Origin of the sequence: Marinobacterium rhizophilum, assembly GCF_024397915.1 — a bacterium.
GTDB lineage: Bacteria > Pseudomonadota > Gammaproteobacteria > Pseudomonadales > Balneatricaceae > Marinobacterium_A > Marinobacterium_A rhizophilum_A.
Genome location: NZ_CP073347.1, coordinates 2,508,154 through 2,522,932, shown reverse-complemented (window position 1 = coordinate 2,522,932; position 14,779 = coordinate 2,508,154). Strand labels below are relative to the sequence as shown.

The following is a 14,779-nucleotide window of genomic DNA, read 5'->3' as shown; positions in this document are numbered from 1 at the left end:
ATAGGGATTCGCCAAGATGCAAGCCAAGGCCGCCGTCCGTCACGACTGGACCCAGCAAGAAGTTCGCGCACTGTTTGAACTGCCGTTTAATGACCTGCTGTTTCAGGCGCAGACCGTGCACCGTCAGCACTTCAACCCGAACGAAGTGCAGGTCAGCACCCTGCTGTCGATCAAGACCGGTGCCTGCCCGGAAGACTGCAAGTATTGCCCGCAGAGCGGCCACTACAATACCGGGCTCGAGAAAGAGCGCCTGATGCAGGTCGACAAGGTGCTGGAAAAGGCCCGCGCTGCCAAGGCTGCCGGCTCCACCCGTTTCTGTATGGGCGCCGCCTGGAAGCACCCGGCGGAAAAGGACATGCCCTATGTGACCGAGATGGTGCGCGAGGTCAAAAAGCTGGGCCTGGAAACCTGCATGACCCTGGGCATGCTGGATGAAAGCAAGGCTGATCGCCTGGCCGAGGCGGGACTGGATTACTACAACCACAACCTCGATACCTCGCCCGAGTATTACGACAAGATCATCACCACCCGCACCTACCAGGACCGCCTGGATACGCTGCACCATGTGCGCGAATCCGGCATGAAGGTGTGCAGCGGCGGCATTCTGGGCCTGGGTGAAACCGCCACCGACCGTATTGGCCTGCTGCGCCAGCTGGCGAACCTGCCGCACCATCCCGAATCCGTGCCGATCAACATGCTGGTCAAGGTCAAGGGCACGCCGCTGGAGAATGCCGAGGACCTGGACCACCTGGATTTTATTCGCACCATCGCGGTGGCGCGCATCATGATGCCCCAGTCCCATGTGCGCCTGTCCGCCGGGCGTGAAAGCATGAGCGACGAAATGCAGGCCATGACCTTCTTCGCCGGTGCCAACTCGATTTTCTACGGCGAGTGCCTGCTGACCACGCCCAACCCGGATACCAACAGCGATCTGCAGCTGTTCAAGCGCCTGGGCATCAACCCGGAGCAGCGTATTTCCGAGTCCGACGAAACGCAGCAGGAACAGCTGATGCAGCAGGTGCAGTCCGCCCAGGACAGCCCGCGTTTCTACCCCGCCTGATTTTCCTGTGCCCCGCGGTGCCGCCCTGAAAACCCGGGTGCGGCAGGGGCCCTAGCTGGAGTCTTCCATGTCCTTCGATCAGTTGCAGGCGGCCCTCGATCAGCGCGAGCGCGATGCCCTGTACCGCCGCCGCCGTGTGCTGGACAGTGCCCAGGGACCCGAGGTTCAGGTTGATGGCAAGCGTTACCTGGCGTTCTGCTCCAATGACTATCTCGGGCTGGCCAACCATCCGGACGTAATTCGCGCCCTGCAGCAGGGCGCCGATCGCTACGGCGTTGGCGGCGGCGCCTCCCACCTGGTCAACGGTCATGGTCGTGCCCACCATGCGCTGGAGGAAGCCCTGGCCGAGTTCACTGGCCGAGAGCGGGTGCTACTGTTCTCCAACGGTTACATGGCCAACCTCGGCGCCATCAACGGCCTGCTGGGCAAGGCCGATGCGATCTTTCAGGACCGCCTCAACCACGCCTCCCTGCTTGATGCCGGCCTGCTGAGCGGCGCGCGTTTTCAGCGTTACCTGCACAATGATGTTGCCAGCCTTGAGCAGCGCCTGGCCCGAACCGACGGACGACGCAAGCTGGTGGTCACCGACGGTGTTTTCAGCATGGATGGCGATCTGGCGCCGCTGCCTGAGCTGGCATCCGCCGCCAGGGCCGAGAGCGCCTGGCTGATGGTGGACGACGCCCATGGCTTTGGCTGTATCGGCCGGGGCGGGCGCGGTATCGTCGATCACTTTGATCTCGGCCAGGACGAGGTGCCGGTCCTCGTGGGTACCCTGGGCAAGGCGTTTGGCACCTCGGGTGCCTTCGTGGCGGGCTCCAGCGCCCTGATCGAAACCCTGATCCAGTTTGCCCGAACCTATATTTACACCACCAGCATGCCGCCGGCGGTGGCCTGTGCATCCCTTGCGAGCCTGCGCCTGCTGGAGACGCAGGACTGGCGCCGGGAACACCTGAATGCGCTGATCGGGCGCTTTCGGGCCGGATGTGCGCAACTGGGGCTCAACCTGATGGACTCTCCCACGCCGATCCAGCCCATCCTGATCGGTGAAGCCGATGCGGCCATGGCCATCAGCGCAGGGCTGGAGGCGCGGGGGATATTCGTCGGTGCCATACGTCCGCCCACGGTGCCGGCCGGCAGTGCCCGCCTGCGCGTTACCCTCAGTGCCAGCCACTCTGAGGCGCAGGTCGATGAGTTGCTGGAGGCGCTGGGGCAGGTGATAGGCGCGCAGGCGATGGGTGATCGGCAAGGTATGCCTCAATGAGCCTGCATATCGAGCGCAGCAATCCTGCAAGCGGTCGGCCCGTGCTGGTGCTGCTGCATGGCTGGGGACTGCATAGCGGCGTCTGGGAACCGCTATTGCCGGCGCTGCAGCAGCATTTTGATACGGTATTGATCGACTTGCCGGGCCTGGGACGCTCCGAGGCACTGCTGGAGCCTGTCACGGTGCAGGCCTTGGCGATTGCGGTGTTGCAGCAGGTGCCTGAGCGTGCCATCTGGCTGGGCTGGTCCCTTGGCGGGCTGGTGGCCGCCGAGGTTGCTCGCCAGGCGCCGGAACGTGTCTGCGCCCTTGTAACGGTGGCGTCCAACCCCTGTTTTGTCGCCCACAAGGACTGGCCCTGCGGCATGGCGCCTGAAACTTTCGACGGTTTTGCCAACTCCCTCGCCAGCGACCCGGCACGCACCCTGGCAAGCTTTGCGCTGCTGCAAAGCCGTGGCGCGGCGGCACGGGAGATACTGCGTCGTCTCAAGGTGCTGCTGGCCGGGCAGGCACCGGCGGATCTGGCCGGCACTCTGCAGCTGCTGGCACAGGACGGTCGCGCAACCCTGGCGGCGCTGTCGCAGCCCGCGCTGCATATTCTGGGGGGCGAGGACCAACTGGTTCCGGCGACGCTGGCCGAGCCGTTGCAGCGCCTGCAACCAGGGGCCTGGCTGCGCTGTTACGAAGATGCGGGCCACCTGCCGTTTTATTCCCACCAGGCCCGCTTCGTTGAAGACCTGGTCGCGTTTGCAGGGGCGGCATCTTGAACGCCGCAGCCTTGCTCAACAAGCACCGCATAGCCGAGTCGTTCAGCCGTGCGGCCCTGACCTATGATGCGGCCGCCGAACTGCAGCGCCAGATTGGTCATCGGTTACTGGACGCTTTGCCCGCGACAGAGGCGGCCCGCGTCATGGATCTGGGTTCGGGCACCGGCTACTTCACGCCGTTACTACGCCAGCGCTTTGTCTCCAGCCAGCTGGTCAGTCTAGACCTGGCCCAGGGTATGCTGGCCTATGCACGGGCACACCGGCCGGACCCGGCTGCCGTATGGGTCTGCGGTGATGCCGAGGCCCTGCCGCTGGCGGACAACAGCCTTGATCTGATCTTTTCCAGCCTGGCGATCCAGTGGTGTGAGCGACCTGAACGGTTGTTCGCCGAGATCAAGCGCGTGCTGCGCCCCGGTGGGCGCTTTGTGGTGGCGACGCTCGGGCCCGGGACGCTGCACGAGTTGCGTGACGCCTGGGCGCAGGTGGATGGCGACATGCACGTCAACCGTTTCGTGCCCCGGCAGCAGCTGCTGGCCGCCCTGCCGCCCGGGCTGAAACTGCAGGACTTTCGGACGGAGCAGCGGGTGCTGCGCTATGCCCAGTTGCGCCAGCTGACCGCTGAACTCAAGGGTATCGGCGCCCATAACATGAACCAGGGGCAGGCCACCGGTCTTACCGGCAAGGCCCGGGTACAGGCCTTCAAGGCGGCCTATGAACGCCACCGCGACCCGGACGGTTTGCTGCCGGCGACCTACGAAGTCTATTATCTCGAACTCGAAAAGCTGCAGGACAGGTAGCGCCAGCAGTAACGGTGTGCCACCCACTCTGTGCCGAATCACGAATCACGAATCACGAATCACGAATTGCGACCCACTTATGGCCAAGCATAATTTCTTCGTCGCCGGCACCGATACCGATGCCGGCAAGACCCTGGTAACCACCGGTATTCTGCAGGCCGCCAACCGGCTGGGGCTGCAAACCATCGGTCTCAAGCCGGTGGCCGCTGGCTGCGAGCAAACGCCGGAGGGCCTGCGCAACGATGACGCGCTGAAGCTGCAGGCTGCCGCTTCCATCAAGCTAAGTTACGAGGCGGTGAACCCCATTGCCCTGCCAGCGGCCATCGCGCCCCATATCGCTGCCATGCAGGTCGGTCGCAGCCTGTCGGCTGACCGCATCGCGGCACTCTGTCGCGGCAGCATGATGCAGCGCGCGGACCTGTTGCTGATCGAGGGCGCCGGCGGCTGGCGGGTGCCGCTGAACGGGCGCGAAATGCTGTCGCGGGTGCCGCAGCTGCTGGAAACGCCAGTGATCCTGGTGATCGGCATGAAGCTGGGCTGTATCAACCATGCCCTGCTGAGCGCCGAAGCCATAGTGCGTGATGGCTTGCGTATCGCCGGCTGGGTGGCGAACCGCATCGATCCGCGGATGGCCTGTTACGATGAGAACCTGGCGACACTGGGCGGGTTCCTCCAGGCGCCGCTGCTGGGGGAGGTGCCTTATCTGGATAATCCCACACCGGAGGCGGTGGCGGACTGCCTGGATCTGTCGCCACTGTTGACAGAGCGCTGAACGATTTTTGTACAGCTCTGGCCGAGTCGCGCGGTGCGCACTATACTGGGTCGGTAGTCTGTCTCGCGGTACAGCGGTGCAGATAGCCAGGGAGTTACGCACATGAACATTACATCAGCCCCCCAGACCGGGTTGCTCGGTCTGAATCGCGGCATCGACAACGTGCAGAAAGTCGCCGGTGACATCACCGGTTCCGGCAAGTCCGACAAGGCGGAGCTGGCCAGTGGCCGTGCGCCCGACGAGGTGGTTGAAGCCTCGGCATCGAGCCAGCACGAAGCCCCGACGACCCAGGTTGTATCCGAGGTCAAGGAATCCAGTGACGTTGAGAATGTTCTGGGCGCCATTATCGATACCCACGCCTGACCGCCTGCGGCGGGCGTTGTTACTTCCCCTGCGACCCGCCCCGCCTTTCTGTCCCCCTCCTTTTCGAACGATTGCATTCAGGCCGCTGACCCCGCGTTACAGGCGGCCTGTCCTGCGTTTGGTTTCGCTGGGGCTTTCGCCGTACAGCAAGCGGTAGTCCTTGCTGAAGCGGCCCATATGGGTAAAGCCCCAGGCCATCGCCAGCTCGGTAACGGTTTTGCTCTGGCAGTCGTGCAGCAGGTCCTGTCGCACATTTTGCAGGCGGACCTGGCGCAGGTACTCCATGGGACTCAGGTTGCGAAACTCGCGAAACCCGGCGTAGAGCGTTCTCAGGCTTACACCCGCCAACTCGGCCAGCAGCGCCGGTGACAGCGGTTCCCGGGCGTGCTGCTCGATATGTTCCTCCACCCGCTTGACGTGCCGGGGTGCCAGACGGCGGTCATTCTGACGCAGGGCGTCCGAGTAGTTACTTGGCTGCACGCAGAGCAGGGTACTGATGATCAGTTGTTCAAGCTGCTGGGTGATCAGCGGTTGCTGCAGGCCTTCGGGCGACTCCTTTTGCAACCGTACAATGTACAGCAGCATGTTCATCCAGCTGGCGTCCTGCTGCCAGTTCAGGACATTGTTAAACGCCAGCGGTCGGCTTAGCGGGCGCCCAATAATGCGGCTGCAGGCCTGCTCCAGCGCCTCGCGCTCGATGCGCAGCATCAGCTGATCACACCCCTTGTCGTAGCGCATGAGCAATGCCTGGGCGGGGTTGAGAACAGCACCATGCCTTGGATCAAGATCCACCCGCTGGCCGTCACACTGGATTTCCGCCTCACCCTCAAGCGGCATCTGAATCAGGAAAAACTGCTCCAGCCGCTCGGGTTCGATTTGCACATCCGCGCCATACCTGAGGCGGTTCAGGGAGACCTTCTGGATGGGGACATGGTGCAGACGGGAGTCGATCGCCCCAGTATTTCCCAGTGTCTGGAGCCGGTGGGGCTTGAAAACGGCGCCGACCCGCTCCCGGGTTTCATCCATGTCCTGCGAGCAGAAGACCAGTCGGCTGGCGTCGTTCAGCAGGGCGGATGTCAGCAATGGCGACAATGTGTTTCTCGTCATGGCGTGTTCTCTTTTTATTGTTCTGGCCGTCGGCGCTTGCGTCCGTGGCGGCCTGTTCTGTCGCCAGTATAATCGACAGGGCAGCGCCTCAGACCCTGGTCGTACAGCTTTCTGCACGCAGCGGATAGTCGGCGCAGACAGCGGCTCGTTATCACCGCCCCTGGCTACTTAGGATGGAGTTACGCAAATCAGCAAGAACAGGAGGCGATCATGGGTACATCCATTGAAATCCGCGCGCAGGACGGCAGCGGATCCTTTCAGGGCTATCTGGCGGTGCCGGCATCCGGCAGCGGGCCGGGTATCGTGCTGTTGCAGGAGATATTCGGTATCAACGACACCATCCGTGGCATTGCCGATTACTATGCCGAGGAGGGCTACGTGGTGCTGGCGCCGGACCTGTTCTGGCGTCAGGAGGCCGGTGTCGAACTGGGCTACAACGCCGACGACTGGCACAAGGCGTTTGGATTTTACCAGGCGTTCGATCAGGATCTGGGTGTCGAAGATATCGATGCGACCGTGCAGGCGCTGCGCGCCCGGCCCGAATGCTCAGGCGCAGTCGGGGCCCTGGGCTTCTGTCTTGGCGCACGGCTGGCCTATCTCACGGCTTGTCGCTGTGATGTCGATGTGGCCGTTGGCTACTACGGCATGGGGATCGAGAACCATCTGGACGAGGCGGTAAATATCGGTGGCCGGCTGGTACTGCACTTCGCTGAAAACGACGAGTTCTGTCCAGCGGCGGCGCGCCTGGATATCTATGGGGCACTGCAGGGGCGTGACAATACCGAGCTCTACCTTTACAGCGGTGTCGATCATGCCTTCGCCCGGCCGGCTTGCGAGCACTATCATAAGCCGTCCGCACTGATGGCACATCAGCGCTCTGTCACCGCATTTCGCAACGCGATCGGGCCGCACTACGACCTCTCGGCGCTCTGGGACAAGCACTGCGAGTACGAGTTCTCGACCCGCAATGTAGAGGCGACCATGGCCACCATGGTGGCCGAACCCTACGTCAACCATATACCGACCCTCACAGGCGGTGTCGGTGCGACGGAGTTGTTCCGTTTCTACCAGCACCACTTTGTCGATTCCAACCCCGCCGATACGCAGCTGCTGCCCGTTTCCCGCACCATCGGTGCGACCCAGATCGTCGACGAGGTGCTGTTCAGCTTTACCCATGACCGCGAGATTGACTGGCTGCTGCCGGGCATCGCACCGACCGGAAAACGGGTCGAGATTCCGCTGGTGGCGATCGTCAAGTTCCGCGGCGACAAGCTCTACCACGAGCATATCTACTGGGATCAGGCGTCGGTGCTGGTGCAGATCGGCGTGCTGGATCCCCAGGGGTTGCCCGTGGCTGGCAGGGAAACCGCCGCCAAGCTGCTGGACGAAACCCTGGCATCCAATGGCCTGATGGCGAGTTGGGCCCGCAGCGCCAACGCGGAGGGATGCACGCATGAGTGATTTCACTCACCGTAGCGTCATCATTACCGGTGGCGCGACCCTTATCGGTGCGGCCGTGGCCGAAGCCTTCGTGGTCGCCGGTGCCACCGTCACCGTGCTCGATATTGATGGCGCGCGTGGATCCGCCCTGGCGGCGCGCCTGGGTGAGCGGGTGCACTTCATCGAAACCGATATCACCGATGATGATCAGCTGGAATCCGCCGTCGGGGAGTGCCAGGCGCGCTTTGGGGGTGTTGATTGCCTGATCAACCTGGCGTGCAGCTACCTCGACGAGGGGCAGGCGTCATCCCGTGCTGACTGGCTCAAGGCGCTGGATATCAACATCGTTAGTGCCGTCATGGCGGCCAGGGCGGTGCGGCCCCTGATGTGCAAGCGCGGTGGTGGCGCCATCGTCAACTTCAGCAGCATTTCGGCACAGGTGGCCCAGACCGGGCGCTGGCTTTATCCCGCCAGCAAGGCGGCAATCAAGCACCTGACCCGCAGCATGGCGCTGGACTATGCCGGTGACGGCATTCGCGTCAATGCGGTGTCCCCGGGCTGGACCTGGTCGCGGGTGATCGACGAGGTCAGCGCTGGCAACCGCGAAAAGGCCGACCGGGTAGCGGCTGATTTTCATATGCTTGGCCGGCTCGGCAATCCGCAGGAAGTGGCCGCGGTGGTGCTGTTCCTTTGCTCCGACCAGGCCAGTTTTGTCACCGGCGCCGACTATGCGGTCGATGGCGGCTATTCGGCACTGGGGCCAGAACAGCGCGAGCCGGCGATTGCCAAACTCGCCGGCTGAATACTCAGCACGGCGTAACAACAATAAAGACTCTGGAGACACTTATGACCCGACGTATTGCTATCGTAGGGGCCGGCCAGTCCGGCCTGCAGACCGGCATTGGCCTGTTGCAGCAAGGCTACCAGGTAAGCCTGCTGTCGAACCGCAGCGCCGATGAGATCCGTGCCGGCCGTGTGATGTCGAGCCAGTGCATGTTCGACAGCGCGCTGCAAACCGAGCGCGACCTGGGGATTAACTTCTGGGAGCAGGACTGCCCGCCGGTAGAGGGTATCGGCCTGGCCGTGCCAGCCCCCGGCAATGCCGGTGGCAACCTGATCGACTGGGCGGCGCGCCTCGATCGCCCGGCACACTCGGTCGACCAGCGGCTGAAAATGCCCGTCTGGATGGACGAGTTCGTCCGCCTTGGCGGCGAGCTGGTGATCCAGGACGTCGGCATCGACGAGCTCGAAGTACTGGCGGCTTCCCATGACCTGGTTCTGCTGGCGGCGGGCAAGGGCGAGATCGTGCGGCTGTTCGAACGTGATGCCGTGCGCTCAGCGTTCGACAAGCCGCAGCGGGCGCTGGCGCTGACCTATGTGCAGGGGATGGCGCCAAAGGAACCTTACTCGCGGGTGGCCTTCAACCTGATTCCGGGCGTTGGCGAGTACTTCGTTTTCCCGGCCCTGACCCTTAACGGCCCCTGTGAAATCATGGTGTTCGAGGGTATTCCGGGTGGCCCCATGGATTGCTGGCAGGATGTCACGAGCCCCGCACAGCATCTGGCTCGGAGCCTGGAAATCATCCGTACCTATGCGCCGGGCGAAGCCAAACGCTGCGAGCACGTCGAGCTAAGCGATGACAACGGCATTCTGGCCGGGCGTTTTGCGCCCACGGTGCGAAAGCCTGTTGCGACCCTGCCCTCGGGACGCAAGGTGTTCGGCATCGCCGATGCGCTGGTGGTCAATGATCCGATTACCGGCCAGGGCTCCAACAGTGGTGCCAAGTGCAGCCAGGTATATCTGGAGGCGATTCTCGCCCGTGGCGACGCACCCTTCGATGCGGCCTGGATGCAGGCGACCTTCGAGACCTACTGGGGTTATGCCCGGGATGTGGTGAGCTGGACCAACAGCATGTTGCTGCCGCCGCCCGAGCACATCCTGAACCTGCTGGGCGCGGCGCAGCGTTCGCCGGTTCTGGCGGCGAGCATTGCCAATGGCTTCAATCATCCGCCGGATTTCATGCCCTGGTGGCTGGAGCCCGAGTCCTGCAATCACTTCGTCAACGAACAGCTGAAAAAGGAGGCCTGAAATGACCACGCTGAAAACACCGGCCGCCGTTGCCTTGACCGGGGAAGCGCCGGCGGAACCTGTTCTCGACAGCCGGGAGCTGCGCAACACCCTGGGCTTGTTTGCCACCGGCGTCACCGTGGTGACGGCACAGGGGGAAGACGGCAAACCCATCGGCATTACGGCCAACTCTTTCTCGTCACTGTCGCTGGACCCGCCGCTAATTCTCTGGAGTCTGGCGCTGAAATCGCCGAATCTTGCCGCCTTTGAACAGGGCCGCCCCTTCGTGGTGAATATCCTCGACCGGCAACAGGACGGGCTGGCGATGACGTTTGCAAGGGCTGCGGATGACAAGTTCGCCAGTGTGTCCCATGGCGTTAGCCGGGCCGGGGTTCCATTGATCGACGAGAGCCTGGCGCAGCTGGAGTGCCGCGTCGAGTTCACGCGTATCGCGGGCGATCATCTTCTGATTGTGGGACGAGTCGAAGCGTTCAACACCCGGGAAGGTGACCCGTTACTGTTTTACCGGGGGGCTTTCGGTCAGCTCTGCGCCTGAATGGCGGGGCTCCGCAAGCCGGGTCCTGTTTATTGGTATCAACCCGGTGGCATTTTACCTCGGCAGAGCCGGATGAGTACCGTGGCGCAGGATGCGCCGCCATTGGCCGCAGGCCAATGCGAGTCCCACAGCAATCAGTACGTCCGAGCGCTTTTACGCATTTTTCGGGGCGCTGGACGACTGACCCAATAAGAAAAACCGGATAAATTTCATGATAAAACATCTGACCAGCGCGGGCATTGGCCTCGCGACGGGCGCACTCGCCTTTTCAATGTCTGTACAGGCCACTGAAGGCGGGGGGTCCAGCTATCCCATGGGGGCAGAGAACTACCTGGTGGGCGCCTTGCCCCCGCCGGGTGTGTATCCGCTGATCTATGCCAGTCACTATGCTGCCGACAGCCTGAAAGACGCCCGCGGTGACAGTCTGCCCATCGATTTTCGCCTGCGGGCCAAGGTGGTGGCACCTCGACTGCTCTGGGTGACGGAGCAACGTTTGCTGGGTGGCCAGCTGGTGTATGCGGCGTTGCTGCCGCTGGTTGATCTGGATGTTTCGGTCAATGGCATGGGCGGCAGCGCCCGCGGTGCCGGTGATCTGGATTTGACCGCATTGTTGGCCTACCACCACAGCGCCAGTCTGCACAGCGCGGTGGGGATCGATATATTTGCGCCAACCGGCAGCTACAAGGCCGGAGAACTGGCCAATATCGGACGCAACTACTGGTCGATGCAGGCTGTCTATGCCGCCTCCCATATCAATCCGGCAGGCGTTAACTGGGACCTCAAGTTGATGTATGACTACAACTTTGAAAATGACGCCACGGGTTACCAGTCGGGCCAGGAGCTGCATCTCGACTATGCGCTGGGCTATGGGGTTGGCCCTGGCTGGGTGCTTGGCTTGGGAGGTTATGCCTACCGGCAGGTCAGCAGCGATAAGCTCAATGGGCTGGATATCGGCAATGAGGGACAGGCGTTTGCCATAGGCCCGTCAATCAAGTTCGATAATGGCAAAGGCTTTTTTGTAACCGCCAAGTACCAAAAGGAAATGGCGGTTGAAAACAGGCCTGCGGGTGACGCCTTCTGGATCAAGGCCGCATTACCCTTTTGAAAATATTGCATTAACCCGGCGGGTTAATACATGAAACAGGGATGTTTCATCATTGGCCTTCCTTTGAAAAAGATGGCCCAATGCGAACCCCAATCCTTCACCCGAGAAAATCCAGCACGTCCACGCGCCTGCGCCCATTCTTGAAGGGTGAAAAGTGTGGGATGACTGGAAAATAGGGAGGGAAACTATTCTCCAGCCAGGTTAGTGAATGCTATTCAAAAAAGCCGACATATTGTCGGCTTTTTATTGATTATTTCTGAACGTTAAAATGACAGTGATTTCTTGACTCGTTGAATGCTTTCGGACGGTGATTCGTTGAATTGTTTTTTGTAATTCACGGAAAATCGACCGAGGTGAGAGAAACCCCACTTCATCGCAATAGAGGATATGTTTTCGTTGGCATTATCCGTCAGAATATCCTGGCGTGCGCCTTCCAGTCGAATTCTTTTAAGGTGTGAGGTCGGAGGCTCACCGATATGTTTCTTGAAATCGCTATAGAGTTTGTTGCGTGAAACGCAGGCCGCCTGCTCGATATCTTCAATGCTGATGTCGTCATGGGCATGTTTCTTGATGAATTCAATCGTACGTGCCAGGTAGGTCGGCATCGAGGTGCAGCTTGCCTGCTCAATCGCCTGGGAGTAATTGTTGGGCTGCGAGATAATAATGCCCTTAATCAGCGCCTGTTCCATTTCACGGATAAAATGCGAGCTGTTGTAGAGCCCGCTGGCGCTGCGAAGTTCGTTCTCAATGTGCCGAATGGTGCGCCACCAGGCGCTGTTTGCGCCTATAGCGGCATCCATTTGGGTCTGGAAGATCAGCGGCTCTGTAACGGGGCGTCGCAGCAGGTTTTCCAGCCCGGCTTCCATGGCCTGGCGGGATATTCGCACCAGCGTTTTGCGGCAGTTTCCGCTGATGTGCAGGCGGCAGGCCGTGGACGGAGAGATAATCACGCCGCGGGTTATATCCGATTGAGCCTGCAGGCTGGGGCCTTCCAGTTCCTGAAAGCCGCTGACCGGTAAACTGATGCTGTAGCTGCTCTGCAGATCATCGATTTCGACGGTAACATCGGTGCCGTATTCAATATGGCCGATAGCGGTGGTTGTGGACGTTAAGATATTTCCGACGTGGCGGAATCGAATCGAGTGGGTGTTTTTAACTTTTAAATAGTGCGGTCCGCAAATACTTTCCATCCATGATCTTGCTGCCTCAGCATCGAGAATCTCAGTACTGATAGTGTCCTTTGTGCGGCCTTCAACCAGATTCTGAATACCCAGCATGGCGCCTTACCTTATTCTGATTTTTATCGATATCGTATTGGGAAATATCGCAGCGTAGTGCTGCGTAACGGTACCACCCTCGCTGCGCGGACGTCAATCCTGGATTCTGGTGCTGCATCGCGGCGGGGCTGTTCAGTATTTAGCTCCCGGGGCTTGATACCCCGGGATGGAAAAACGGATAAAGCTCGCAGGATATCGGGATAGCCCGCTATCCCTCCTGTCTGGTTTCATGGAGGCACTGAATGAACGGGCTGAAACAGGCTCGAACTGGCCGCGACTGGAGGCAAGACCGTGAGCAACGATAATACACAAAAGCTGAACGCCTGGCGGGAGCAGATTGAAGGTGCACTTGATTTTCGCCCGAATGAGCGCGTTTTCAAGATAGCGCGGGAAATGTTTACCGACCAGGAACTGTTCGATCTGGAGATGGAGCTGATCTTCGAGAACACCTGGATCTTTGCCTGCCACGAAAGCCAGATCGCCAACCCGAATGATTTCTTCACCATGCAGGCCGGGCGTCAGCCCATGATCATTACCCGTGACGGCAAGGGCGAGCTGAATGCGCTGGTCAATGCCTGTCAGCATCGCGGCGCGACCCTGACTCGCGTGTGCAAGGGTAACCAGTCCACCTTCACCTGCCCCTTCCACGCCTGGTGCTACAAGTCCGACGGTCGTCTGGTCAAGGTCAAGGCGCCGGACGAGTATCCGCAGGACTTTGACAAGACCAGCCGCGGGCTGCGCAAGGCGCTGATCAGCAGTTACAAGGGGTTTGTCTTTATCAATCTCAATACGGAGTCCGATGTGTCGCTGGAGGATTTCCTCGGCGATGCCCGCATCGGCTTTGACATGATGGTGGCGCAGTCCGCGACGGCTGAGCTGGAAGTGCTGCCGGGGGCCTCGTCCTACACCTTTGACGGCAACTGGAAGCTGCAAAACGAGAACGGGCTGGATGGTTATCATGTCAGCACGGTGCACTACAACTACGTCGCCACGGTACAGCACCGTCAGCAGGAAGAGGCCAGGAAGGAGTCCGCGGACAACGGCAAGACGCTGGACTACAGCAAGCTGGGGGCGGGTGACAAGGATACCGATGACGGCTGGTTTGCGTTCGAGAACGGTCACACCATTCTGTTTAGCGACATGCCCAACCCGGAAGTTCGTCCCGGCTATGCCAGCGTCATGCCGCGCCTGGTGGAAGAGTTCGGCGAGGCCCGGGCACAGTGGATGATGCACCGCCTGCGCAACCTCAATATCTACCCCAGCCTGTTCTTTATGGATCAGATCAGCTCCCAGCTGCGTATCGTGCGGCCCGTGGCCTGGAACAAGACCGAGGTACACAGCCTGTGCCTGGGTGTCAAAAATGAGTCCGACGCCGACCGCGAGAACCGCATTCGCCAGTTTGAGGACTTTTTCAATGTGTCCGGCATGGGTACCCCCGATGATCTGGTGGAATTCCGCGAAGCCCAGAAGGGGTTCCAGGGCCGCGCCGAGCGCTGGAGCGATATTTCCCGAGGCTGTGAAAACTGGGTCACAGGTCCCACGGCCAACACCGAAGCGCTGGGTATCCGGCCGGTGCTGACCGGTACCGAGTTTACCCAGGAAGGCCTGTATGTGAATCAGCATTCCACCTGGCAGCGCTATCTGCTGCAGGGTTTGGCCGCCAAGACCCGCCAGGCAGAGGAGAGCCACTGATGAACCCGACCGTGCAAAGCATTGAACAGTTTCTGTACCGCAAGGCCGAGCTCTGTGACCGTCAGCAGTGGGATGAGTACCTGGCGCTGTTTGACGAGGACGTCGAGTTTCACCTGCCGCAGTGGGAGTCGGAGCACGTCCACACCACGAATCCCAAGCGGGAAATGTCGTTGATCTATTACCCCAGCCGTGCCGGGCTGGAGGACCGGGTGTTCCGCATTCGCACCGGAAAATCGGCGGCCTGTACGCCCATGCCGCGCACGCTGCACCAGGTCAGCAATGTGCAGGCAGAGCCACAGGATGATGGCAGCTGGCGGGTGAAGGCCAACTGGGCGACCCATTTCTACCGCTTTGGCGAGGCTGAGGTGTTCTTTGGGCGGGTCGAATACCGCTTGCGGGCCGAGGGCGACAGTTTTCGTATCCGCAGCAAGCAGGTGATCCTGCTGAACGACAAGATTCGCCACGTACTGGACTTCTATCACGTCTGACCGGCACGCAGGTGACGGACAGAGCAAGGG

At 61.0% G+C, this 14,779-nt stretch carries 15 protein-coding genes; 13 read left to right on the top strand and 2 right to left on the bottom strand.

All coding sequences use genetic code 11. The features are described 5' to 3' along the window. Positions 1-16: 16 nt before the first annotated feature. From bioB to KDW95_RS11370, 6 genes are all read left to right on the top strand, one after another. The gene (gene bioB / locus KDW95_RS11395) at positions 17-1,060 is read left to right on the top strand and encodes a biotin synthase BioB (RefSeq protein WP_255856382.1); all 1,044 of its coding nucleotides are present in this window, start codon (positions 17-19) and stop codon (positions 1,058-1,060) included. A gap of 67 nt (positions 1,061-1,127) precedes the next feature. Further along, positions 1,128-2,321: an 8-amino-7-oxononanoate synthase gene (gene bioF / locus KDW95_RS11390; protein WP_255856381.1), complete on the top strand. Its 1,194-nt coding sequence runs from the start codon at positions 1,128-1,130 to the stop codon at positions 2,319-2,321. After that, positions 2,318-3,085 (top strand): pimeloyl-ACP methyl ester esterase BioH, encoded by a 768-nt coding sequence (bioH, locus tag KDW95_RS11385; protein WP_255856380.1) that lies wholly within the window; start codon positions 2,318-2,320, stop codon positions 3,083-3,085. The genes bioF and bioH overlap by 4 nt, the downstream gene beginning before the upstream one ends. Then, positions 3,082-3,882 (top strand): malonyl-ACP O-methyltransferase BioC, encoded by an 801-nt coding sequence (bioC, locus tag KDW95_RS11380; RefSeq protein WP_255856379.1) that lies wholly within the window; start codon positions 3,082-3,084, stop codon positions 3,880-3,882. The genes bioH and bioC overlap by 4 nt, the downstream gene beginning before the upstream one ends. A gap of 79 nt (positions 3,883-3,961) precedes the next feature. Then, entirely contained in the window at positions 3,962-4,654 is a 693-nt protein-coding gene (bioD, locus tag KDW95_RS11375; RefSeq protein WP_255856378.1) for a dethiobiotin synthase, read from the top strand. Between the two features lie 102 nt (positions 4,655-4,756). Next, complete coding sequence (locus tag KDW95_RS11370) at positions 4,757-5,017, top strand: hypothetical protein (RefSeq protein ID WP_255856377.1); 261 nt, start codon at positions 4,757-4,759, stop codon at positions 5,015-5,017. 96 nt (positions 5,018-5,113) lie between these two features. On the opposite strand, the gene KDW95_RS11365 is transcribed toward KDW95_RS11370, so the two are convergent. Continuing rightward, positions 5,114-6,124, bottom strand: coding sequence for an AraC family transcriptional regulator (locus tag KDW95_RS11365; RefSeq protein WP_255856376.1), 1,011 nt, complete (start codon positions 6,122-6,124; stop codon positions 5,114-5,116). A gap of 210 nt (positions 6,125-6,334) precedes the next feature. Here KDW95_RS11365 and KDW95_RS11360 point away from each other — a divergent pair, with 210 nt between their 5' ends. From KDW95_RS11360 to KDW95_RS11340, 5 genes are all read left to right on the top strand, one after another. Continuing rightward, positions 6,335-7,585, top strand: a complete 1,251-nt coding sequence (locus KDW95_RS11360) for a dienelactone hydrolase family protein (RefSeq protein ID WP_255856375.1) — start codon at positions 6,335-6,337, stop codon at positions 7,583-7,585. Continuing rightward, positions 7,578-8,366, top strand: coding sequence for an SDR family oxidoreductase (locus KDW95_RS11355; protein WP_255856374.1), 789 nt, complete (start codon positions 7,578-7,580; stop codon positions 8,364-8,366). Before KDW95_RS11360 ends, KDW95_RS11355 begins: the two co-directional genes overlap by 8 nt. A 44-nt stretch (positions 8,367-8,410) precedes the next feature. Beyond that, a complete protein-coding gene (locus KDW95_RS11350) occupies positions 8,411-9,652 on the top strand; it encodes a styrene monooxygenase/indole monooxygenase family protein (RefSeq protein WP_255856373.1) in 1,242 nt (413 codons plus the stop codon). 1 nt (position 9,653) lies between these two features. Then, entirely contained in the window at positions 9,654-10,187 is a 534-nt protein-coding gene (locus tag KDW95_RS11345; protein ID WP_255856372.1) for a flavin reductase family protein, read from the top strand. Positions 10,188-10,398: 211 nt separating this feature from the next. Next, positions 10,399-11,292: a SphA family protein gene (locus KDW95_RS11340; protein WP_255856371.1), complete on the top strand. Its 894-nt coding sequence runs from the start codon at positions 10,399-10,401 to the stop codon at positions 11,290-11,292. 263 nt (positions 11,293-11,555) lie between these two features. Here the strand turns inward: KDW95_RS11340 and KDW95_RS11335 are convergent, their stop codons facing one another. Next, complete coding sequence (locus KDW95_RS11335; RefSeq protein WP_255856370.1) at positions 11,556-12,569, bottom strand: AraC family transcriptional regulator; 1,014 nt, start codon at positions 12,567-12,569, stop codon at positions 11,556-11,558. 291 nt (positions 12,570-12,860) lie between these two features. On the opposite strand from KDW95_RS11335, the gene antA reads away from it, so the two are divergent. Both antA and antB read left to right on the top strand, forming a co-directional pair. Then, the gene (gene antA / locus KDW95_RS11330; RefSeq protein WP_255856369.1) at positions 12,861-14,261 is read left to right on the top strand and encodes an anthranilate 1,2-dioxygenase large subunit; all 1,401 of its coding nucleotides are present in this window, start codon (positions 12,861-12,863) and stop codon (positions 14,259-14,261) included. Further along, on the top strand, positions 14,261-14,749 hold the full coding sequence (gene antB, locus KDW95_RS11325) for an anthranilate 1,2-dioxygenase small subunit (RefSeq protein WP_255856368.1): 489 nt from the start codon (positions 14,261-14,263) through the stop codon (positions 14,747-14,749). The genes antA and antB overlap by 1 nt, the downstream gene beginning before the upstream one ends. Positions 14,750-14,779 lie beyond the last annotated feature (30 nt).